The organism is Methylomonas koyamae (assembly GCF_001644025.1).
Classification (GTDB): domain Bacteria; phylum Pseudomonadota; class Gammaproteobacteria; order Methylococcales; family Methylomonadaceae; genus Methylomonas; species Methylomonas koyamae_A.
Genome location: NZ_LUUK01000195.1, coordinates 16,340 through 36,875 on the forward strand (window position 1 = coordinate 16,340; position 20,536 = coordinate 36,875).

A 20,536-nucleotide genomic window follows, 5' to 3' on the forward strand; every position below is an offset into this window, starting at 1 on the left:
CTCCTAATAATGAACGACCAGGATAAATCCATGAAAACCAGCATCGTTGTATTGAGTTCCTTCGTATTGGCTTCTTCAGCCGCCGTGGCCGGCACCGACTTGTTGGAAGCGGTCGGCAAGCAGGCGGTCCAAAACAGCGCGAACGCCGTCGCGCCCGACGCGGTCAAGGGCGTCGAGGCGGCCGGCGCGGCGGTCGATAGCGCGAAAGCGGTCAAAGCCGGCGTCGAAAACGCCCCGGACGCCGCGAAACAGCAAGTCGAAGACGCCGCCAAACAAGCGGTCAAACAAAAAATCGAGCAAGCCACGCCGGAAGAATTGAAACAAGGCGCGCAACTCTTGAAAGAGAAAAAACAAGCCGTTAAACAATTGAAAAGCCAGGTAGAGCAAGCGCCAAACGCCGAACAAGCGATCAAGGCCGGCAAAGCCAAGGCCAAGCAAAAAGCGGCCGAGAAGGCCTTGGATTTGTTGCAATAACCGGCCAACGCCTCGGCTACGCGGAGCCCCGGTGCTTAACCACCGGGGCTTTTTTTTGTTGGATCGACCGCGCCGCTCGCCACATAGCCCCCTACCCGAGGCATAAATCCCCGCCGAAACTCGCGCGCCGAGCGCAGCCAAGAGCAACAAAGAATGTGCGGACTTGATCGATCGCGGCATCGGTCATCGTTCTGACACAATCGCCAGGCACACTTATCTGAATTACTAGGCTAAGGAGATAGTTATGCGCTTGAACGGCTTATTCGTGGGACTCTTGGTTTTGTCGACGTCCACCGCCTATGCGTCGGCAACGTCCGAAGTGGAAGACGTTCAACGCTTGGACCTGCGGTCCTCAAGCAGTCGAGCGATCAACCTCGGCCCCAGTACCTCGTTGGCCAGCGTCTTTACCAGGGAAATCTTTCCTTATCCCAACATTCTGTTGACAACGCCCGATCTAAGTCGAGCAACGCCTATAGAAATCAATCCCGCGCCGGCCGCGACCATTCTCACGGGCGGAAGTATCGATTTGACTACCGTGACGCTGACGGGCGCCAGGTCATCGGCCGGCTGGAACATCTCCGCGAGAAACGATATAGATTTGACGGCAAGGCTTGCGCCCTCGATCACGATATTCACGCCAATCTATGTCCCGGTGGGCGGCAATGTAAACCTATCACCGGAGCGGGCGATAGACTCCATCAAGATTACCCAACTCTATCCTGAAGTTCGCTTTCAAATAACCGGCTCCCCAATCACACCGACCAATATTCCGCTCCCAGCTTCGTTTTTACTGTTTTTAAGCGGGTTGACGCTGCTGAGGTCAAATTCCGGTCAGCCAATTCGCGGCGCATAACAAACGGCCTTTCGCGTTCCCATGCGACGCATGGGAACAGCCGCGCGGCTTAGTGAACCACGCTACGATTCTTCAATGCGTCGTAGATTTCGTAGATGGTTTGCCGGTCGGCATCGAAGGCCAAATCCGCATGCTCGGCAGCCAAGCCCGCACACAGGCAAATTAGGCCGGCATGCTTGATCGCCGCGGCCAGATTTGCGTCGCCGTGTTCCAACACCGTTGCGGCGTGGCCGGTATCGAACAAGCGACGTTCCAAGTGATAAGCCATGGTTTTAGCGTCGGCACCAGTTAAAGCGACGATGCTGGCGGATTGGCCGAAACGGCTGGCGCGTTCCTCGGCGCTAACCGGCGTCCAATCCTCATCATTCGCTTCGCCGACGATCATACCGGCGCCGACCGTGACGTTGGTCAAGCGGTCTATCACGATGAACGAACCGGTGGCTTTATTACGCTTGTAAGGTTCGAAGACCACCGGCGCATTAACGGCTACCGTGCATAGGCCGATTTCGTTCAGCTTCAATTCGTCGGCGTCGTGGTGTTCCAGGGTGTTGACGTCGATGCGGTGGTGTATCGTCGCCACCGAACCGGATACGCCGCGAGTCGCCAGTTTGATCACGTATTGACGGCCGGGTAGCATCGCTTGTTCGGTCATCCAGACAATGTTGGCCTTGAATTTGTCGGCGACGCTGGGCGCGGTTTGCTGTCCGCCGAGCACCACGTCGCCGCGGCTGATGTCGATTTCGTCGTTCAGGGTCAAGGTCACGGCCATGCCGGCGAAAGCTTGCGGCAAGTCGCCGTCGAAGGTGACGATGGATTTGATCGTGCTGGTCTTACCGGACGGCAACACGGTAATCGCATCGCCTTGCCGAAACAGGCCGGACGCGACGGTGCCGCAGAAGCCGCGAAAATCCAGGTTGGGCCGGTTGACGTATTGCACCGGGAAGCGGGCATCGTCGAAATTGTGGTCGCTGGCGATTTCGATGCTGTTCAGCAACTCCATCATCGGCAGGCCGGTAAACCAGGGCATGTTGGCACTGGGGTTGACCACATTGTCACCGTCCAGCGCCGACATCGGAATGAAATGGATGTCGTGCAGATCCAGGGTTTTGACGAAGGCCATGTAGTCGTCGCGAATCTTTTCGAAAGTTTCCTGACTATAGCCGACCAAGTCCATTTTGTTGACCGCGACGATAATGTGCTGGATGCCCAGTAGCGAAGCAATGAAGCTGTGGCGTTTGGTCTGGGTTTGCACGCCGTAGCGGGCGTCGATCAAAATCACCGCCAAATCGCAGGTCGAGGCGCCGGTAGCCATGTTGCGAGTGTACTGCTCGTGGCCCGGCGTGTCGGCGATGATGAACTTGCGGGTCGAGGTCGAGAAATAGCGGTAGGCTACGTCGATCGTAATGCCTTGCTCGCGCTCGGCTTGCAGACCGTCGACCAGCAAGGCCAAGTCGATCTTGCCGGCGCCGGTGGTGCCGGACTTGACGCTGTCGGCCTGCACGGCGGCCAACTGGTCTTCATAGATCATTTTCGAGTCGTGCAACAAACGGCCGATCAAGGTGCTTTTGCCGTCGTCGACGTTGCCGCAGGTCAAAAACCGCAGCAACTCCTTGCGTTCGTGTTGCGCCAAGTAGGCGTTGATGTCGGTGGCGATGAGGTCGGATTGGTGGGACATGGTTTTAGGTTCAAGGTAAAAGGTTCAAGGCACAAATATTTATTGGCACCACTGGCTCTCGCAAGGAATGCCGTCGTTGTCGCCATCCATTTTGGTGTCCGGGCAGTGATTGATAAAGTACGTCGCCTCTTCGCACGATCTCATCTGCGAGCAATAGACGCGGCCGTCGCAAACGAAGTTCTGCGCATTGCGCTCCGTGGAACTGGCCGTTGCATTATTCGGCTCTGGTTTCGGTGCGCTTTCGAAAAGACCTTTAACTTTGTCGGTTAGTTTTGAGGAAAGTGGCTGCTCCGCTTTAACTTCCGCGAGCGGTTTCAAATCCGGTATCTTGCGATCGGCTTTGTGATCGCAAGCGGTATCGGAATAGACTACATGACCTTTTGCATCGGTACATTTGTACACACCGGCCAAGCTATCCACGGAGTAAAGCAGGATAAACAAGCACAAGAATTTCTTCACTATTCGTGTTTCCTCGTTCGCTAACGGTGTAAACCTTCAGAAGTAACCTTCGCGTTTCTTCTGCTCCATGGAGCCGGCTTGGTCATGATCGATCAAACGGCCTTGACGCTCTGAGGTAGTGGTCAGCAACATTTCCTGAATGATTTCCGGCAGTGTGGTCGCGGTCGATTCAACGGCCCCGGTCAAGGGATAACACCCAAGCGTGCGGAAGCGCACCATTTTCATCTCGACTTTGTCGTCCGGGCCGATCGGCATCCTGTCGTCGTCGACCATGATCAGCATGCCGTCTTTGTTGACGACCGGACGTTCTTTCGCAAAGTACAAAGGCACGATCGGAATGTTTTCCAGATGGATGTATTGCCAGATGTCCAGCTCGGTCCAGTTGGACAGTGGGAACACGCGGATGCTTTCGCCCTTATCGATCTTGCCGTTGTAGATATTCCAAAGTTCCGGGCGCTGGTTCTTCGGGTCCCAGCGGTGATTTTTGTCGCGGAACGAGTAGACGCGCTCCTTGGCGCGGGATTTCTCCTCGTCGCGGCGGGCGCCGCCGAAGGCCGCGTCGAACTGGTATTTGTTCAAGGCCTGTTTCAGTGCGTCGGTTTTCATCACGTCGGTGTGTTTCTTGCTGCCATGAGTGAACGGGCCGATGCCTTGGGCGACGCCTTCTTCGTTAATATGCACCAACAAATCCCAACCCAGGTCCTTGGCCATCCGGTCGCGGAATTCGATCATTTCGCGGAATTTCCAGGTGGTGTCCACGTGCAACAACGGGAACGGCGGCTTGCCGGGGAAAAAGGCCTTGCGGGTCAAGTGCAGCATCACGGCGGAATCCTTGCCTATCGAATACAGCATCACCGGTTTTTCGAATTCGGCCGCCACTTCGCGGATGATGTGGATGCTTTCAGCTTCGAGCTGTTTGAGATGGGTCAGTTTATAATCGGTCATCAAATCTCGGGGCGCGGGGCCAATAGAAGTCAGGTGTCGGCGGGTATTTTACGGACAAACCCCTAGCGACGCCATCGACAAAGCTTATGAGACACTACCACGGCTTGGAAACCCTTCTGGAGCAACTCCCCGGTCGGCCGACCACCGCGCGGCTGGCCGAAGCCTTACTAGCGGATTTGCAAACCTGCCGCTGCACGATTTACGGCCGTATCGGCGACGACGACCGCATTGTTCTGGCGGAACTGACATTGGTGACCGATAGCTTGGCTTACGATTCGTTCGACCGGCGTATCGATCTAAGCGTGGCCGGCCCCATTCTGCGCGCCGATTGCGTACCGTTGACCTTCCGGCTGGTCGGTCGGCACTTCGCAATCACCGGTCGTTGTTCGGCCTTGCCGCACGTCTGCGGCCGGGATTTGTATCTGAGCGCTTACAGCGGCCGAATCGGCGACGCGGTTCGGCAACGCTTCGCGATACCGCTGAAATCCTTAATGAACTGATCGCCGCCGCAAGCGCCGGATTTCCTCGGTATTCCGGCTAAAGTGGGGTACGATGGCGCCATGCCCCCGGACTAGACGTCGGGCCTTCCCTGGCGGTTTGCGCCAACGATGGAGTGGAACCCCGATGAAACACTACGACCGCAGCCGCAAATTATGCGAATGGGAGCGTCTGGACGAATGGCGGAACAAGGTACGGGCCAGTTTGGCCGCCAATGAAAGCAGCCGGATTTCGCCTTTCCATTTGTTATCCTTACCCGGCATCAGTGCCGCCGAACAACGACAATGCGCCGATTTGTGGTTGCTGGCCCGGCTCGCCGCCAGTCAAGCCGAGCGGGACGACTTGGCGTTCCAATTCGTCGGCCCGGCCAGACCGAAAATTCGGCTGGGCTATTTATCCTGCGATTTCCACGATCACGCCACCGCGTATTTGTTGGTGGAAATGCTGGAAGCCCACGACAAGGACCGGTTCGAAATCTACGCTTACTCCTACGGCGCCGACGACGGCGGCGACATGCGCCAACGCCTGCTGCGTTGCTTCGACCGTTTCGTCGATTTGAGCGAGTTATCGATCGCCGACAGCGCCAAAGCCATTCATGCCGACCAAATCGACATTCTGATCGATTTAAAGGGCTATACCCGCGGCACCCGCACCGAAATCCTCACCTACCGGCCGGCCCCGATTCAGGTCAATTACCTGGGTTACCCCAGTACGCTGGGCGGCGATTTTTGCGATTACATCGTCACCGATCCCTACCTGACGCCGCCCGGCAGCGCCGCCGACTACAGCGAGGCCTTCGCCTACCTGCCGGACAGTTACCAGCCGCACGGTCGGCACGCCGAAATCGGCAAGCTATCCAGCCGCGTCGAGCAGGGCCTGCCTGAACACGGCTTTGTGTTTTGCTGCTTCAATCAGGCTTACAAGATCATGCCTGAAATTTTCGACGTCTGGTGCCGGCTGCTCTACAACACGCCGGGCAGCGTACTGTGGTTGTTGAAAAACGCCTCCGCCAAGGGCCGGCTCAGAAACGAAGCCTACCAGCGCGGCATTGTGCCCGACCGACTCATCTTCGCCGACGAGCTACCGCAAATCGAGCATCTGGGACGCTTGGGCCTGGCCGATTTGGTGTTGGATACCGCGCCCTACAACGCCCACACCACCGCCAGCGACGCACTGTGGGTCGGCGTGCCGATGATTACCTGCGCCGGCGACACTTTCCCGTCACGGGTAGCCGGCAGTCTGTTGCGGGCGATAGGCTTGGACGAGTTGATCGCGACCGATCTGGATACCTATTACACGCTGGCTCACGATCTAGCCAACTGTCCCGAGCAGTTGGCCGACGTCAACCGCAAGCTGGCCGCCAATCGCCTCAACACCCCGCTATTCGATACGCTAGCCTATACGCTGCATCTGGAGGCGCTGTTTCAAGCCATGTGGCGGCGTCATCAGGACGGCCTGCAACCGATCACGATCGAAAGCCATTGATGCGCTGGACTTAGACCGGCAAGCAATGCCGGTGTGTTCCTCGAGCCGGATGTTCGACTACCCGCGTAGGCTGAGCGTAGCCGAAGCCAGCCCGACCAGCGGCGCCAACCGTCAAACCAAATGACTTCTCGTCCAGCGCAGGATGTCCTGTAACGACATCGCGCCGGCTTCGCGCGCAATTTCTCGACCGTTCTTGAACAAAATCAGCGTCGGAATGCTACGAATGCCGAAATCCTCGCTTAGATAGCGGTGACGGTCGGTGTCCACCTTACCCAAGAGCACCGCCGGCTCCAGCATTTGGGCGGCTTGGGCGAAAGCCGGCGCCATCATCTTGCACGGCCCGCACCAGGCGGCCCAAAAGTCCACCAGCAACGGAATTTGGCTTTGGCCCAGATACTTGGAGAAATTGGCTTCGGTCAACTCCAACGGATGGCCGGTAAACAAGGCTTGATGGCATTGGCCGCACTTGGGCTGTTGGTTCAGACGTTCCGTTGGAACGCGGTTGACGGCCGAACAGTGCGGGCAAACCAGATGTAAAGCGTCGCTCATGATGTCCTCGAAAAATGAAGCTTAATGCCAAAGGCCGCCGATCCGCCAACGTGGCAGGCGCGCGACCGGTTGCAGCGGATAGGCGAATATCGGGGCGTGAATTTGCCACGGCGCGGCTGGCGCCAGGGCTTGCAACCGGCGAATCCGCTCATCGGTCGGCGGATGGGTGCGCAGCCAGGACGGCTCCGGGTTGCCCCAGCCCGGAAACAGCATCGACAACCAGCCCCGGCTGGCTTGCTCGATATGGGCCAAGGCTTGCGCCAAACCCAGCGGATCGCCGGTCAGCGTCGCCGCCCGCAGGTCGGCATCGTATTCGCGGGTTCTGGACAAACCCAACTGTATCAACACAGCCAGATGCGGCGAAAACAACAACAATATCACTCCCGGCCAATTGACCGTAAACGCCACGTCGCCGAAAAACAGAGCCGGCAGGCTCAGCAACAAGAATAATTGGCCGGCGCTGGCGAACAGCGCGGTAATCCGGCTGACCGCATCGGCCAAGCCCATCACCCGCAGGTCGTTATTGGCGATATGCGCCATCTCGTGGGCCAACACCCCGGCCAACTCGCGGGTAGACAATCGTTGCAGCAAACCGTCGCTGAGCGCGATCGCCGCCTGCTGCCGATTGCCAACCGCGAAGGCGTTGATGATCGGACTGGGCACGTAGTAGGGTTGCGGCACGGTCGGCAATTCGGCGCGTTCAGCCAGCGTTTCCAAAAGTTGCCACAACACCGGCGCCTGGCGCGGCGAGATCGGCCGGGCCCGGTAAAAACTCAAGGTCAGGCGCCAAGCGGCAGCCGGCGTGATGACCAAGCCCAACCCGGCGGCGATCAACGCCATCCAGATGCCGTCTTCACCGAGCAGCAATTGGCCGGCGAACGCGCAAATGCCCAGCAATGCCGCGATCAACAGAACGGTTTGCAGCCGATTGGCCCAGCGGTGATTGTGGACGATGGTGTTTTGCATGCTCACTCCAAACCGGCTCGACGCAAACGGCGGCGTAGTCCGTCGATTTCTTCCTGCATGTCGGCCACGAGCGCCGCCAGTTCCGGAACCGCCTCGAAATCGCGCTCCAGCGCGGCGATGCGCCGAACCCGTAGCAGCATCGCGCTGGAAAACCGCCATTCGCCGCCATGCCGCTGCGGCGCGAGTTGGCCTTCGGCAATATGCCGGCTGACCCATTCCAGATCGACTTCGCCAAGCGAAGTTAGTTGTTGCAAGGTCAGGCCGTGTTCTTCGAGAACCGCATCGAGTGGGGACAGGGCTTGAGACATAGCTTAACTCCTGTGGCTTGCGCGCGGGTCGAAGGCCAGTTCGCGCGCCATGGTTTCGTAAAGTTGCTTGGCCTTGTCAGAGTTGGCGGGCGGCAGCACGATTTGAATATCCAGCAACAAATCGCCTGGTGTGGCGCAGGGAATACCCTTGCCTCGCAGGCGCAATTGTTGGCCGCTTTGCAGGCCTTGCGGAATCCTAACCTTCAATTCGCTATCGAATAGATTAATCGTTACGACGCCGCCCAGCGCGGCTTCCCAGGGCGCGACCGGCAAACTCATGTGCAGATTGCTGCCGTCCACCCGGAAGCGCGGATGCGGATTGAAATGGACTTCCAGCAACAAATCGCCAGCCTTGCCGCCACCCAGGCCCGGTGCGCCCTGGCCGGCAAGGCGAATGATTTGGCCTTCGTAAACGCCTTTCGGGATTTTGACGTTCAACGTGCGATTGTTCAAAACCACCCGGCCGTCGGCATCCATCGTCGGCACCCGCAGGCTGATTTGCCGGGAGGCGCCGCGAAAGGCGTCTTCGACGTCCAGCAACACCTTGGCGTGATGGTCGTCGCCCTGCGCCCGAAAACCACCGGCTTGCGCCTCGAACGGCCCACCGCGCCGGCCGGCGCCCATCCGGCCGAACAATTGGCTGAAAAAGTCACCGAAATCGCCGGCATCGCCGCTGGAAAATTCGAAGCCGGCATCCCAATTCGGCGGCGGATGAAATTCCTGGCCGGACCGGTAACCGCGGCCCAGTTGATCGTAGGCTGCGCGCTTTTCGGTGTCGGACAACACCGCATAAGCCTCGTTGACGTCCTTCATCCGGGCTTCGGCGTCCGGCTCCTTGGAAATGTCCGGGTGGTATTTGCGCGCCAGCTTGCGATAGGCCTTCTTGATTTCCGGCAAGGCCGCTTCGCGTTCCACGCCTAGAATCTGGTAGTAATCTTTGTATTGCACGCTGCTCTCCGTCGGCGCACAAGGCCGGCAAGGATGGATAGCTGTTCTTAATCCGAATTACTTCTACTTTGTCGGATTTGTTCAGACCGTCATGTCCGCCGGGAAGCGGGCATCCAGTGCCATGGATGGTATGGCTTAAATCCGTCCATAGCGTCTGGATTCGCTCCGCGCTCTAACGGGTCCGGCCATCCGTGCCGGAATGACGATGCTTATTTGTAATCCGACAAAGTAGAATTACGCAAGACATGAAATGGGCGCATCAATCCAAAATTGCAAGCCCCAATGAGCTGCCTGCCTTACCGGGCGGCACGCTAGCCGATTTATAGCGAATCGTACCGGTGAGAACAACTACAATTTCGCCGAGCGAAATTCGCGATTGCCACGACGGGCGGGGACTTGAATTTGCCGGACCCGCATCCATATTGTTAGCAACTGTCCCGCCGCTTTGATAGAATGACCGCTCTTGGGGGTGACATGGCTTCGACGTGGGTAGCAAAACCTCAGGTGCATGCCGAGCACAGTACCGCTCGTAAAACCTACTGAAAAAAAGTATTCGCAAACGACGAAAACTACTCAGTGGCTATCGCAGCTTAAAACCTGCACCACTTCTCTGACCAGATGTACTTATGCGTCTGGAGTTCCTCTCGGGGAGCGCTCAGGGATCATATTACATAAGATCGCGCCAGGGCTTAGTTCGGAGCCTAAAGCGCTAAATCCAATCGAAATCGCTGTTGATCCTCTTGGCCCGACGGGTAGTCAACAGTTAAATTAAAAGCGCGGGATAAGCATGTAGAGCTTGTGGCGGAGTGCTTGCGGACGCGGGTTCAATTCCCGCCACCTCCACCAAACACCAAACCCCAGTCGGGTGACCGGCTGGGGTTTTTTATCGCCTGTCGCCAGCCGAATCAAATACTGTAGACTCCAACCTCACCGGCGGGATTTGCAAATGATATATTGCCTCGGTTTGTTGAACGGTTAACTGAACCGCGGCCGGCAAAGAATCTGCTTGAGAGTTCCGCATATGAAAACATCTTTCCGTGAGCGTTACTTGAAACCAACGCTTGCTCTGGGACGGATCGAAATGACCGTTCCCGACAAACCTAACAGCCGCTCGCAACCATATCGTTTGACCGACTCTAGCTGGACATTTGCCGCCACGAAACTCGGTCAATAAATCTCGGCACGGCAACGATTGATCGACAAGGTAAACGCCGTTGGTGGTTTGGCCGGGGATAATCGGCTTTGAATATTTATAACGCACCGATATTGGCCGGTATTTATAGCGCGTGGAGAACTCGTTGAAACCCTCTTTTTACGATCTAACGTATACCGACTTAGAGACGATAGTCGAACGGCACGGCTTTAATAACTCGGTGACGCCGACGCTGTTTAATTGGTTTTACAAGAAAAAGCGGAACTCGCCTTGTCATAATCTAATATCCAAGCCGGCATTGGCGTTTTTTGAACGGTATTACGACTTTTCCTTGCCTGAAATCGATACGGTTTACGAGTCCGAAAAAGACAGGACTGTGAAGTTTCTGTTTAAATTAAACGACGGCCAAAAAGTCGAGACGGTGCTGATTCCGTTCAATAACAAATATTCGATTTGTCTGTCGTCGCAAGTCGGCTGCGCGATGAATTGCGCTTTTTGCTTTACCGGAGAACAAGGCCTTAAACGCAATTTGACCACCGGCGAAATGATCGGACAGTTCTTAAAAGCCTGGCAGTGGCTGGCCGAAAACCGGCCTGGAGAAGAACGCATATTAAATATCGTGTTTATGGGCCAGGGCGAGCCCTTGCATAATTTCGATGCGGTTAAAAAAGCGTGCGAAATATTTTTATCGCAATTCGGATTTTCAGTCGGCGTTCAGAAAATCACGATTTCCACGGCCGGTTATCTTCCGGGACTTAAACGTTGGAACCGGGAAATGCCTGGCGTCAATCTGGCTCTGTCGCTGCATTCGCCGTTCTCGGAAAAACGCGACGAGTTGATTCCGATCAATAGAAAATATCCGCTGGACGAAGTGTTGGCTTATATCGACCGCATAGCATTAAACAAAAAGCAATTCGTGACTTACGAATATATTTTGATCAAGGATTTCAACGACGGCCCGCTCGACGCGGAGAAACTGGGTACCTTGCTGGCGGGAAAAAGCGCTTATATTAGTTTGATTCCGTTCAATCCCTTCCCCGGGTCGCGCTACCGACGACCGGATATGCAAACCGTGGAAAGGTTTAAGGCGGTATTGGATACCTTCAGGATTCCAACTTTGATTCGCGGGGTTAAAGGCGACGACGTGCTGGCGGCGTGCGGGCAACTCAATTCCAATGGGTGATAGGATTCAGCGCCGGAACGGCGGAGGCCGTTTTGTCCAGGCCGATTGCGCGTGGTAAAGACCGTCATCGGCACGACCGTATGGGCGCTAAAATTCGCCGCGATGTCACTTCATAACGACCGATTTTTTTCGAGCGACGATGCCTAAGCAGCTTTTCGGCCACCCGCCGGGTTTGTATGTCTTGTTTCTGACCGAGATGTGGGAGCGGTTTTCCTATTACGGCATGCGGACCTTGCTGGTGTTGTACATGATCCAGTATTTGATTCCGGCGGTGAACGACGGTGCCGATATATTCGGCTTCGCGAGCTTGCGGGCCGGGCTGGAATGGCTTTACGGCGGCTTGGACATCCAGCCGCTGGCTTCGCAAATCTACGGCTTGTACACCGGCCTGGTCTATTTGACTCCGCTGTTGGGCGGCTATTTGGCCGATCGTTGGTTGGGGCCGCGCAACACGGTTGCACTCGGCGCGGTGTTGATGACCGCCGGGCATTTTCTGATGGCACGGGAAGCCTGGTTCTTGCCGGCGTTGGCCTTGCTGATCGCGGGTAACGGTTGCTTCAAACCCAATATTTCGACGCAGGTCGGCAGTCTTTATCCGGCCGGCGATCCGCGCCGCGACGGCGCGTTCACGATTTTTTACCTGGGCATCAATATCGGCGGTTTTTTCGCGCCGTTGGTCTGCGGCACGCTGGGCCAGCGTTACGGTTGGCATTACGGTTTCGCGGCGGCCGGTGTCGGCATGACGATAGGCTTGTCGATTTATTTGGCCGGCCAACGCTTTCTGGGCGGCGATGCCGCCCGGCACGGGACTCGGACGCCGATACCGGAAACGCCGATCAGCGGCGAGGAATGGCGGGCGATTTTAAGCTTGGCGGTGTTGGCGACGATCAACGTGGTGTTTTGGGCGGTCTACGAGCAGCAAGGCAATACCTTGCAATTGTTTGCCGAGCAGCGGGCCGATTGGCGGGTGTTGGGTTGGGATATGCCGTCCACCTGGTTTCAATCCTTGAATCCGGCCTTCATCTTTTTGTTGACGCCGCTGATGGGCGGCATGCTCGGCAAGCCCTCCAAGCCGCGCTCCAGCGTCGTGAAAATGGCTTGGGGTTGCGCTTGGCTGGCGGCCTCGTTTCTGGTGCTGATCGTCGCGGTGTCGCTACACGGCCCGGACCAAAAAATCAGCGGCCTGTGGCTGGCCTTGTGTACCCTGATTTACACGGTCGGCGAGCTATATCTGTCGCCGGTCGGCTTGTCGCTGGTCAGTAAAGTCGCGCCGGCCAAGGCGGTCGGCTCGGTGATGGGACTGTGGTTTTTGTCGGTGTTCTTCGGCAATTATTTGGCCGGCTATATCGGTAGCTTTTACTCGACGATGTCCCATGCCGGCTTCTTTCTGTTGTTGGCTGGGCTGGCCTGCGGCGCCGGTTTGGCGATATTTGGATTAAGAACGTTTTTGGAAAGCCGACTGGCCGGCAAGGACTGTTGATCCGGCCGGCATGGCATTGTGGCGGAATTGGCTTTATAGTCTGAACCGAAGACCCGCTGCCCGCGCGAGAAACCGCCGGACGCGCATCTGTATATCAAACGTTTGGCGATGACAGGAGATTCCCGTGGCGACCACAAAACCCCAAACTTGGCATAGGATCGCCCTGACCCGACACGAATACGAGTCCGGGGAGATAGGCGTTTTGTTCGGCTCGTTTCGGGCCGCGTTTATCGCCAAGAACGGACCGGCCGGCATGGCGATGTTCGGGCATTGGACGGAAGACGGCGAGCGCTATTTCGTCTATCTCTCGCCGGCGGCGGGCCGCTATATCGTCCCGTTACTGATGGCCTATTCGGCTCATCCGACCGGCGCGCCCGACCCCGCCGGCCTGACCCTGCTCTACGGCGACGAAACCAGCCGGTCGGCGTTCATGGCGGGCTTCGAAGCTTAAAGGCCTCGACTGCCGATGCCGGCGGATCGGCCGACTGACTCGTCGGAGCAAACCGGCTCCGGCATTTTCGAGGCATTCAATTCGAGGCGATGCGCTGACCATAGCCGCGATTTTCACTTTTCCATACTCACTCAACATGCGCGAATTTACCGATAAAGAACTTTACTTGGGCTTGGAATATGCCAAAAGCCTGGATCAAAACGCCGGGCATACCATCCTGACCCGGTTTCAGAACGAGCAACCGGTATTGGCGCAAACCCTGTTTGGGGTGTTTCCTTCGCTAATTGCCGAGCAGGATCAAAACGTCGCCCATCTGTTCATGGATCTGGTGTTCGACGTTATTTGCGTGTTCGAAAAAACCTCCGGCACCCTGCCCAGCCAACAAACCCTGGGCATGGCCTGGCTACAGGAAAAAGCCGCGTTGGTGGACGCCGAAATGACCGCGATGATGTCCGGCAAACCGCATTCGGAAAGCGTGTTCGAAACCGACGAGCAAAAAGGCTTGGTGCAATTTCTCCACGATTGCATCGATGAATATCTGGCCGAACATCCGGCACCCGGCGACGCGGTGCGGATGATCAAGACCTTGATATTCGTCACCGTGCAATTGTTTTGCAGCCTGCACGACGCCGCCGGCGCCTCCAAGACGCTGCATTGAGCGGCGGGACGGCAACCGACATGACCAATCGATCAGCGCTCTCGCACCGCGCCCGCCTGCGGAATATCTTCAGCGGCTCGATCGGCAATCTGGTGGAATATTTCGACTGGGCCATTTACGCCGCTTTCGCCCTGTACTTTGCGCCGGCTTTCTTTCCGGAAACCGACCAAACCGCCCAATTGCTAAACAACGCCGCGATCTTCGCGGTCGGCTTTGTGTTTCGGCCGCTGGGCGGCTGGTGGCTGGGCGGTTTGGCGGATCGCAAGGGCCGCAAGAGCGCGCTGCTCTTGTCGGTCGGCCTGATGTGCCTGGGCTCGTTAATCATCGCCTGCACGCCGGGCTATGCGGTGATCGGCACCTGGGCGCCGGCCTTGCTGTTGATCGCCCGGATGTTGCAGGGCTTTAGTATCGGCGGCGAATACGGCAGCTCCGCCACCTATCTCAGCGAAATGGCCAGCGCCGACCGGCGCGGCTACTACTCCAGCTTTCAATACGTCACTATCGTCTTGGGCCAAATCCTGGCGCTGGGTTTGCTGATGCTGTTGCAGCGCTGTTTCTTGACCGACGCGCAACTGCACGATTGGGGATGGCGCATCGGCTTCGTGGTCGGAGGCTTGCTCGCTGTTGTCGCGGTCCGGTTGCGCGGCAATATGGCGGAAACCAGCGCTTTCGTCGAGCAACACACCGAATCGGCCAAGCAAGCCAATCCGCGCGAGTTGCTCAACTATCCCAAGCAAATCTTCACCGTCGTGGCCTTGACCGCCGGCGGCACCTTGTCGTATTACACGTTTACCGTCTACATGCAGAAGTTTTTGGTGAACACCACCGGCTTTGCAAAGGACGACGCCACGCTGATCTGCGCCATCGCGCTGTCGGTATTCATGCTGGTACAGCCGCTGTTCGGCCTGCTGTCCGACTTCGTCGGCCGCCGCTGCATGTTGATCGGCTTCGGCGTCTGCGCCAGTCTGTTCACAGCACCGATCCTGAGCGTTTTGTCACAGCCGCAAAGCCTGACTTCGGCGTTGTTCTGGTACATCTGCGCGCTGCTGATCGTTTCCGGCTACTCGTCGGTCAACGCCATCGTCAAAGCCGAACTGTTCCCGGTACACATTCGGGCGCTGGGCGTGGGATTTCCGTATGCCGTGACGGTGGCCTTATTCGGCGGCAGCGCCGAATACCTGGCGCTATCGATGAAAAGCCACGGCCATCCGGAATGGTTTGGCTACTACGTCAGCGCCTGCGCCGCCTTTTCGCTGATCGTCGCGATCGCGATGAAAGAACCGATGCGGGTCTCAAGCTTGAATCGGTAAATCGCGCCGGCCGCCGACCAGGTAGGGCTTGCGAAAGCGGCGTTCTAACCCGGCGGCCAATGCATTGCTCGGCCGGCCAGCAGGTGCAGGTGCAGGTGGAAAACGGTTTGCCCGCCGTCGGCGTTGCAGTTCAACACGGTGCGGTAACCGCTGTCGGCATAGCCCAGGTCCTTGGCGATTTTCGCGGCGGTTTGCAGCAGGTGTCCGCCCAACTCGGCATCGTCCAGATCGTTTAAGTTAGCAATGTGACGTTTCGGAATCACCAACACATGCAGCGGCGCTTGCGGGTGCAAATCGCGGAACGCCAACACCTTATCGTCTTCGTAAACCACGTCCGGCTTGATCTCGCCGGCGACCATCTTGCAGAACAAACAATCGCTCATCTTGCCTCCTAAAGTTCTCTACGCCCGTTAAAAGCCGCCGACAGCGTGCCGCTGTCGATGAATTCCAGCTCGCCGCCCATCGGTACGCCGTGGGCGATGCGGGTGGCTTGTATCCCATGTTTGGCGGCAACTTCGCCGATAAAATGCGCGGTGGCCTGGCCTTCCACCGTGGAATTGGTTGCCAGGATGATTTCCTTTAGCGTGCCGGAGGCCATGCGCTGCTCGAGCAAGTCGAAACCGAGCTGGTCGGGCCCGATGCCGTCCAGCGGCGACAAGCGGCCGTGCAACACAAAGTATTTGCCCTTGAACGTGGTGGCCTGATCGACGACCCAAACGTCGGCGGCGCTTTCGACGATACACAGCGTATCGTTCTCCCGGAGCGGATTGGCGCAGACTTCGCAAATCTCGGCTTCGGTCAGGGTGCGGCAGTCGCGGCAATAGCCGATTTCGGCAACGGCCTTTTCCAGCAACCGACCGAGCTGGCGGGCGCCTTCGCGGTTGCGCAGCAGCAAATGAAACGCCATCCGCTGCGCCGACTTGGGTCCGACGCCGGGCAAACAGCACAGGCTCTGGATCAGTTCCTTCAGCAGCCCCTGATTAGCCATGATTTAGAACGGCATCTGAAAACCGGGCGGAATCGGGATGCCGGCGGTGACATCGGCCATTTTTTCTTTCTTCATTTTGCCAACCTTGTGGACGGCGTCGTTGATTGCCGCCGCCACCAAATCTTCCAGCATATCCTTGTCGTCGCCGACCAGCGACGGATCGATACTGACCTTACGCACTTCGCGCTTGCCGGTCATCAGTATCGTCACCAAGCCGCCGCCGGATTCGCCCAGCACCTCCATGTTTTCGAGTTCTTCCTGGGCCTTTTTCAAGTTTTCCTGCATTTTCTGGGCTTGTTGCATGATGCCCGCGAGTGCGTTTTTCATAGTGTCTCCGAAATCAATTAATAGGCTCTATGCTGCCAGGCAACACCCTGGCGCCGAAGGTATCTTTTAAGGCCTGCACGGTAGGATCGGTCTGGATGCTCTCCACCGCCGCCTGTTGGCGATCTTCCTTGGCTTTTTGCATCTGCAGCGCCGGCGTCATCAGATCGCCGGCCCGAGCGGCGATCACCAGCTTGATCGGCCGACCGAAATACTGTTGCAGCGCGGCGCGCAGCGTGTCCTCGGCCCGAGTGCCGACTTGATGAAAACTCGGGTCCAGCAACAACCGGCAAGTGTGATCGTCGATGCCGTCCAGCACGCAGTTGTTGGCCAACTCCCTGGCTCGGCCGCCGATGTTCAATGCGGCGATAATCTCCGGCCATTGTTCCGGTCGGAGCGAGTCCGGAGAAACCGAGCGCATCTGGGGCTTCGGCTCGACGGCGGCCGGTGATTCCGCCGCAACCGGCGCCGCAGCGGGTGTTACGACAGCCGCCACCGGATCGGAAGCCGGCCCAGTATCCTTGGCGGGCGTTGACGGCCGACCAGCGCTTGCCGCCGAACCAAGCGGCGCCTCGGCTTGCCGCTGGTCGACCGTTTTCGGCCGGAAAGCCAGCATTCTCAGCATCGTCATTTCGAAGCCGGTACGCGGATCGGGCGCCAGCGGCAGATCGCGCTGGCCGAGCAAACCGATCTGATAGTACAGTTGCACGTCCTCGGCGGTCAGCGTCCGCGCCAATAGACCGATCAATGCTTGATCGAACTCGGCGTCGACGAAATCGGGAATTTGCTGCACCAGCGCGACGCGGTGCAGGACCCTGAGCATTTGCTGCAAGATGTCGGCGAAATCCGGCGAAAGTTCGGCGATATCGCCGATCTTGACCAGCAAGCCTTTGGCGTCGCCGGCCACCAGAGCCTGCAACAAATCGTCGACCGGCTGTTGCGCCACCGTACCCAGCATGCCGGTTACCGCCGCATGTACCACGCTGCCGCCGCCGTAAACGATGGCCTGGTCCAACAGGCTCAAGCCGTCGCGCAAACTGCCGTCGGCCGCGCGAGCCAAGATTTTCAAAGCCGGGATTTCGAAGCCGATCTGTTCCTGCTCTAAAATGAACTGCATCTGCGCGGCGATTTGATCCGGCAGCAGACGCTTCAGATTGAACTGCAAGCAGCGAGACAATACCGTCACCGGAATTTTGTGGGGATCGGTGGTAGCCAGCAAAAACTTGACGTGAGGCGGCGGCTCTTCCAGCGTCTTCAATAGTGCATTGAAGCTGTGGCCGGACAGCATATGGACTTCGTCGATCAAATAGACCTTGTAGCGCCCCTGATTCGGCGCGTATTGGACGTTGTCGAGTAAGTCGCGAGTGTCTTCGACCTTGGTGCGCGATGCCGCATCCACTTCGATCATGTCCATGAAGCGGCCCTGCTCGAACGCCAGACAAACCGGGCATTCGCCGCAGGGATTGAAATCCTGGAGGTTTTCGCAGTTTATGGCCTTGGCGAGAATTCGAGCCACCGTGGTTTTACCGACGCCGCGGGTACCGGTGAACAAATAGGCATGATGCAGGCGGTCGTGGCGCAAGGCGTGTATCAGGGATTGGCTGACATGCTCCTGGCCGACGAGCTGGGAGAAGTTGCTGGGACGCCATTTTCTGGCGAGGACCTGATAAGCCATTGGCAGCGCGGGTAGGCTAGGTTTGGGCGGCTACCGTGCCAGCCGCATCCCGGCACACGAATCCGCTGCTACCGTTGCTTCCTTCCGGACCTGGCGGGGTTTACAGCGTATCGTTGCGAGAGGACCGACACAGTAACCATAAAACATCAGCCGTGGGCTGAAGAGCTGCGCATTATCCTTAAAACCTCCGGCCAACGCAACACCCCGAACGATATTTTCCGGCAAACCGAACCCGGCGACCGTCATTTGCAATTCGGGGACGGACGCGGTAGTGTTGGCCACCTAAACTTCGCGTTACCGCGCTCCGACCGAGGCCTCACGTGATAACTCCCGCCAGCACAGAACCCGCCACGATACTGATCGTCGACGACATGCCCGAGAACCTGCACATCCTCGGCACCTTGTTGCAGGGCGCCGGCTATCGGGTCAAGGCCGCCAATTCCGGCGCCGCCGCGCTACGCTATGCCAACCAAACCCCGAGCCCGGACTTGATCCTGCTGGACGTCATGATGCCGGAACTCGACGGCTACCAAGTATTGACCCGTTTGAAGGCCGCACCCGGCAGCGCCGACATTCCGGTGATCTTCCTGACCGCGCTCGACGACGCCCGCGACGAACAGTACGGTCTGCAACTCGGGGCCGCCGACTACATCGCCAAGCCCATCCAGCCCGCCGTGGTGCTGACCAGGGTCGCGGCCCAGCTCGAAGCCAAACGAGCGCGCGACTGGCTAGCCGATCAAAATGCCTTTCTGGAAAATGAAATCGGCAAGCGCATGGCGGAAAACGAACTGACCCAAAACGTCAGTATTCTGGCCTTGGCGCATCTGGCTGAAACCCGCGACCCGGAAACCGGCCAACATCTATTGCGCACCCAAGGCTATGTTCGAACCTTGGCCGAATGCTTGCGGGATCATCCTCGCTTCAGCCAGACGCTGACCCCGAATTATATTAAATTGTTAACGCGTTCTGCCCCGCTGCACGACATCGGCAAAGTCGGCATTCCCGACTATATTCTTACCAAACCCGGCAAGCTGACCGCCGCCGAGTGGGAAATCATGAAAACCCACGCCAAGCTCGGCAGCGACGCCATCGAACGCGCCGAACGCGACGTTCGCGCCTCGGCGGCGTTTTTGGCGCTGGCCAAGGAAATCGCCCACTGGCATCATGAAAAATGGGACGGCGGCGGCTACCCCGAAGGCCTGCAAGGCGAGGCGATACCGGTGTCGGCCCGCATTATGGCGTTGGCCGACGTCTTCGACGCGCTGATATCCCAACGCAGCTACAAACCGCCGATCGATTTCGGCGAAGCCGCCGACATCATCATGGCCGGCCGGGGTCGGCATTTCGATCCCGATATTGCCGACGGCTTCGCGCACTGTCTGGAGAACTTCAAAATGATCGCAACCGAATTCCGGGACCCGCTTTAGCGCCAACCGGCGGCCCAATCCAACCGGACAGCAGCATGCCTCCCAACGCCGCCAGACCCTTCTCGCAAACCCAACCCGCGGTGTTGAGCCGGGGCCAGATCGGCAAAATCGTCGGTTTATACGCGCTGACCGGGTTCTTATGGATACTGTTCTCGGACGAAGCCATCGTCGCGCTATTTCCGGAGCCAGCGCGATTCGCCTTCGTCAGCACGGTAAAAGGCTGGATTTTCGTGGCCTTGACCACCTTGCTACTCTACCTGCTATTGACCCGTTACGGCCGCCACGCCGACGCTTTAGCCCCCGCGCCAGCCGAGGTTCGCCCTGGAGCGCTTCGCTTAGTACTGGCCGGTTTGTTACCGGCCCTGGCGGCCGGCGTCCAATGGAGCCTATGGAGCATCGTTTCGCCCTATGTCTGGTTTCTGATGTTTCCGGCCGTTTTCTTTTCCGGCTGGCTGGGCGGCTGGCTCAGCGGTTTACTGGCGACGCTGCTCGCGATCGGCCTAGTCTGGTACATCTTCATCCCGCCGCCATTCTCGTTCGAATTGGCCGAGCCGGCCCAATTCGTATCGATGACCTTGTTTCTGACCATGGGTGTTTTATTCAGTTACTTCCACCATCGTCTACACCAGCTGATCGCCACCAACCGCCAATTGTTAAACGCCAGCGAATCCGGCTATCTGACGACCTTGCAAAGCATCGGCGACGCGGTCGTCGCGGTCGATGCGGC

Annotated in this window: 23 protein-coding genes and 2 other RNA genes; 13 read left to right on the forward strand and 12 right to left on the reverse strand. The window is 57.9% G+C overall.

From position 1 onward, the window contains the following. The first annotated feature begins 30 nt into the window (after window positions 1-30). Entirely contained in the window at window positions 31-474 is a 444-nt protein-coding gene (locus tag A1355_RS18470) for a hypothetical protein (RefSeq protein ID WP_064030773.1), read from the forward strand. Between the two features lie 391 nt (window positions 475-865). Continuing rightward, entirely contained in the window at window positions 866-1,327 is a 462-nt protein-coding gene (locus A1355_RS18475) for a hypothetical protein (protein ID WP_157197947.1), read from the forward strand. Window positions 1,328-1,376: 49 nt separating this feature from the next. Here A1355_RS18475 and cysN read toward each other — a convergent pair whose 3' ends face one another. Genes cysN through cysD form a run of 3 tightly spaced genes read right to left on the reverse strand, consistent with a single transcriptional unit; the run spans window position 1,377 to window position 4,406 of the window. Further along, on the reverse strand, window positions 1,377-3,002 hold the full coding sequence (cysN, locus tag A1355_RS18480; RefSeq protein ID WP_064030754.1) for a sulfate adenylyltransferase subunit CysN: 1,626 nt from the start codon (window positions 3,000-3,002) through the stop codon (window positions 1,377-1,379). Between the two features lie 39 nt (window positions 3,003-3,041). Beyond that, window positions 3,042-3,461, reverse strand: coding sequence for an excalibur calcium-binding domain-containing protein (locus A1355_RS18485; protein ID WP_082885637.1), 420 nt, complete (start codon window positions 3,459-3,461; stop codon window positions 3,042-3,044). A gap of 36 nt (window positions 3,462-3,497) precedes the next feature. Beyond that, window positions 3,498-4,406 (reverse strand): sulfate adenylyltransferase subunit CysD, encoded by a 909-nt coding sequence (gene cysD / locus A1355_RS18490; protein ID WP_064030755.1) that lies wholly within the window; start codon window positions 4,404-4,406, stop codon window positions 3,498-3,500. 86 nt (window positions 4,407-4,492) lie between these two features. Here cysD and A1355_RS18495 point away from each other — a divergent pair, with 86 nt between their 5' ends. Then, window positions 4,493-4,906, forward strand: coding sequence for a hypothetical protein (locus A1355_RS18495; RefSeq protein WP_064030756.1), 414 nt, complete (start codon window positions 4,493-4,495; stop codon window positions 4,904-4,906). Between the two features lie 124 nt (window positions 4,907-5,030). Beyond that, the gene (locus A1355_RS18500; RefSeq protein ID WP_064030757.1) at window positions 5,031-6,389 is read left to right on the forward strand and encodes a UDP-N-acetylglucosamine-peptide N-acetylglucosaminyltransferase; all 1,359 of its coding nucleotides are present in this window, start codon (window positions 5,031-5,033) and stop codon (window positions 6,387-6,389) included. A gap of 111 nt (window positions 6,390-6,500) precedes the next feature. Here A1355_RS18500 and trxC read toward each other — a convergent pair whose 3' ends face one another. From trxC to A1355_RS18520, 4 genes are read right to left on the reverse strand one after another with little or no spacing between them, the layout of a single operon-like run. Further along, a complete protein-coding gene (gene trxC, locus A1355_RS18505) occupies window positions 6,501-6,938 on the reverse strand; it encodes a thioredoxin TrxC (protein WP_064030758.1) in 438 nt (145 codons plus the stop codon). Window positions 6,939-6,959: 21 nt separating this feature from the next. Next, window positions 6,960-7,904 carry a zinc metalloprotease HtpX gene (locus tag A1355_RS18510; protein WP_064030759.1) on the reverse strand — a complete coding sequence of 315 codons (945 nt, stop codon included), beginning with the start codon at window positions 7,902-7,904 and terminating at the stop codon, window positions 6,960-6,962. 2 nt (window positions 7,905-7,906) lie between these two features. Next, on the reverse strand, window positions 7,907-8,212 hold the full coding sequence (locus A1355_RS18515; protein ID WP_064030760.1) for a chaperone modulator CbpM: 306 nt from the start codon (window positions 8,210-8,212) through the stop codon (window positions 7,907-7,909). Between the two features lie 3 nt (window positions 8,213-8,215). Further along, the gene (locus A1355_RS18520) at window positions 8,216-9,160 is read right to left on the reverse strand and encodes a DnaJ C-terminal domain-containing protein (RefSeq protein ID WP_064030761.1); all 945 of its coding nucleotides are present in this window, start codon (window positions 9,158-9,160) and stop codon (window positions 8,216-8,218) included. Between the two features lie 465 nt (window positions 9,161-9,625). Between A1355_RS18520 and ssrA the strand changes: the two genes are divergently transcribed. From ssrA to A1355_RS18550, 7 genes are all read left to right on the forward strand, one after another. Then, window positions 9,626-10,006: a transfer-messenger RNA gene (gene ssrA / locus A1355_RS18525) on the forward strand. Window positions 10,007-10,181: 175 nt separating this feature from the next. Then, window positions 10,182-10,334 (forward strand): Fic family protein, encoded by a 153-nt coding sequence (locus A1355_RS26645; protein ID WP_396642746.1) that lies wholly within the window; start codon window positions 10,182-10,184, stop codon window positions 10,332-10,334. A gap of 124 nt (window positions 10,335-10,458) precedes the next feature. Further along, window positions 10,459-11,496 carry a 23S rRNA (adenine(2503)-C(2))-methyltransferase RlmN gene (rlmN, locus tag A1355_RS18530; protein WP_064030762.1) on the forward strand — a complete coding sequence of 346 codons (1,038 nt, stop codon included), beginning with the start codon at window positions 10,459-10,461 and terminating at the stop codon, window positions 11,494-11,496. A 139-nt stretch (window positions 11,497-11,635) separates the two neighbouring features. Continuing rightward, window positions 11,636-12,976, forward strand: a complete 1,341-nt coding sequence (locus A1355_RS18535; RefSeq protein ID WP_064030763.1) for a peptide MFS transporter — start codon at window positions 11,636-11,638, stop codon at window positions 12,974-12,976. Between the two features lie 124 nt (window positions 12,977-13,100). Further along, complete coding sequence (locus tag A1355_RS18540) at window positions 13,101-13,427, forward strand: hypothetical protein (protein WP_064030764.1); 327 nt, start codon at window positions 13,101-13,103, stop codon at window positions 13,425-13,427. 136 nt (window positions 13,428-13,563) lie between these two features. Beyond that, on the forward strand, window positions 13,564-14,085 hold the full coding sequence (locus A1355_RS18545) for a hypothetical protein (protein ID WP_064030765.1): 522 nt from the start codon (window positions 13,564-13,566) through the stop codon (window positions 14,083-14,085). Between the two features lie 20 nt (window positions 14,086-14,105). Next, window positions 14,106-15,395: an MFS transporter gene (locus A1355_RS18550; protein WP_064030766.1), complete on the forward strand. Its 1,290-nt coding sequence runs from the start codon at window positions 14,106-14,108 to the stop codon at window positions 15,393-15,395. A 44-nt stretch (window positions 15,396-15,439) separates the two neighbouring features. On the opposite strand, the gene A1355_RS18555 is transcribed toward A1355_RS18550, so the two are convergent. The 5 genes from A1355_RS18555 to ffs form a co-directional block, all read right to left on the reverse strand. Further along, the gene (locus A1355_RS18555) at window positions 15,440-15,778 is read right to left on the reverse strand and encodes a histidine triad nucleotide-binding protein (protein ID WP_064030767.1); all 339 of its coding nucleotides are present in this window, start codon (window positions 15,776-15,778) and stop codon (window positions 15,440-15,442) included. 8 nt (window positions 15,779-15,786) lie between these two features. Then, complete coding sequence (gene recR / locus A1355_RS18560) at window positions 15,787-16,383, reverse strand: recombination mediator RecR (RefSeq protein ID WP_064030768.1); 597 nt, start codon at window positions 16,381-16,383, stop codon at window positions 15,787-15,789. Window positions 16,384-16,386: 3 nt separating this feature from the next. After that, window positions 16,387-16,710: a YbaB/EbfC family nucleoid-associated protein gene (locus A1355_RS18565; RefSeq protein ID WP_064030769.1), complete on the reverse strand. Its 324-nt coding sequence runs from the start codon at window positions 16,708-16,710 to the stop codon at window positions 16,387-16,389. A gap of 13 nt (window positions 16,711-16,723) precedes the next feature. Then, window positions 16,724-18,382, reverse strand: a complete 1,659-nt coding sequence (dnaX, locus tag A1355_RS18570) for a DNA polymerase III subunit gamma/tau (protein WP_064030770.1) — start codon at window positions 18,380-18,382, stop codon at window positions 16,724-16,726. Between the two features lie 33 nt (window positions 18,383-18,415). Further along, an RNA gene (gene ffs, locus A1355_RS18575) (signal recognition particle sRNA small type) lies at window positions 18,416-18,512 on the reverse strand. 190 nt (window positions 18,513-18,702) lie between these two features. Between ffs and A1355_RS18580 the strand changes: the two genes are divergently transcribed. Both A1355_RS18580 and A1355_RS18585 read left to right on the forward strand, forming a co-directional pair. Then, complete coding sequence (locus A1355_RS18580; RefSeq protein WP_082885639.1) at window positions 18,703-19,809, forward strand: HD domain-containing phosphohydrolase; 1,107 nt, start codon at window positions 18,703-18,705, stop codon at window positions 19,807-19,809. 35 nt (window positions 19,810-19,844) lie between these two features. After that, window positions 19,845-20,536: DUF4118 domain-containing protein (locus A1355_RS18585; protein ID WP_157197948.1), on the forward strand; the 692-nt coding region annotated here is incomplete at its 3' end.

What these genes read in the sequence shown, in the direction of transcription:
- A1355_RS18470 (WP_064030773.1), top strand. Translation starts at nt 31, where the DNA reads ATGAAAACCAGCATCGTTGTATTGAGTTCCTTCGTATTGGCTTCTTCA.
- cysN (WP_064030754.1), bottom strand. Translation starts at nt 3,002, where the DNA reads ATGTCCCACCAATCCGACCTCATCGCCACCGACATCAACGCCTACTTG.
- cysD (WP_064030755.1), bottom strand. Translation starts at nt 4,406, where the DNA reads ATGACCGATTATAAACTGACCCATCTCAAACAGCTCGAAGCTGAAAGC.
- A1355_RS18495 (WP_064030756.1), top strand. Translation starts at nt 4,493, where the DNA reads ATGAGACACTACCACGGCTTGGAAACCCTTCTGGAGCAACTCCCCGGT.
- A1355_RS18500 (WP_064030757.1), top strand. Translation starts at nt 5,031, where the DNA reads ATGAAACACTACGACCGCAGCCGCAAATTATGCGAATGGGAGCGTCTG.
- trxC (WP_064030758.1), bottom strand. Translation starts at nt 6,938, where the DNA reads ATGAGCGACGCTTTACATCTGGTTTGCCCGCACTGTTCGGCCGTCAAC.
- A1355_RS18510 (WP_064030759.1), bottom strand. Translation starts at nt 7,904, where the DNA reads ATGCAAAACACCATCGTCCACAATCACCGCTGGGCCAATCGGCTGCAA.
- A1355_RS18515 (WP_064030760.1), bottom strand. Translation starts at nt 8,212, where the DNA reads ATGTCTCAAGCCCTGTCCCCACTCGATGCGGTTCTCGAAGAACACGGC.
- A1355_RS26645 (WP_396642746.1), top strand. Translation starts at nt 10,182, where the DNA reads ATGAAAACATCTTTCCGTGAGCGTTACTTGAAACCAACGCTTGCTCTG.
- A1355_RS18535 (WP_064030763.1), top strand. Translation starts at nt 11,636, where the DNA reads ATGCCTAAGCAGCTTTTCGGCCACCCGCCGGGTTTGTATGTCTTGTTT.
- A1355_RS18545 (WP_064030765.1), top strand. Translation starts at nt 13,564, where the DNA reads ATGCGCGAATTTACCGATAAAGAACTTTACTTGGGCTTGGAATATGCC.
- A1355_RS18550 (WP_064030766.1), top strand. Translation starts at nt 14,106, where the DNA reads ATGACCAATCGATCAGCGCTCTCGCACCGCGCCCGCCTGCGGAATATC.
- A1355_RS18555 (WP_064030767.1), bottom strand. Translation starts at nt 15,778, where the DNA reads ATGAGCGATTGTTTGTTCTGCAAGATGGTCGCCGGCGAGATCAAGCCG.
- recR (WP_064030768.1), bottom strand. Translation starts at nt 16,383, where the DNA reads ATGGCTAATCAGGGGCTGCTGAAGGAACTGATCCAGAGCCTGTGCTGT.
- A1355_RS18565 (WP_064030769.1), bottom strand. Translation starts at nt 16,710, where the DNA reads ATGAAAAACGCACTCGCGGGCATCATGCAACAAGCCCAGAAAATGCAG.
- dnaX (WP_064030770.1), bottom strand. Translation starts at nt 18,382, where the DNA reads ATGGCTTATCAGGTCCTCGCCAGAAAATGGCGTCCCAGCAACTTCTCC.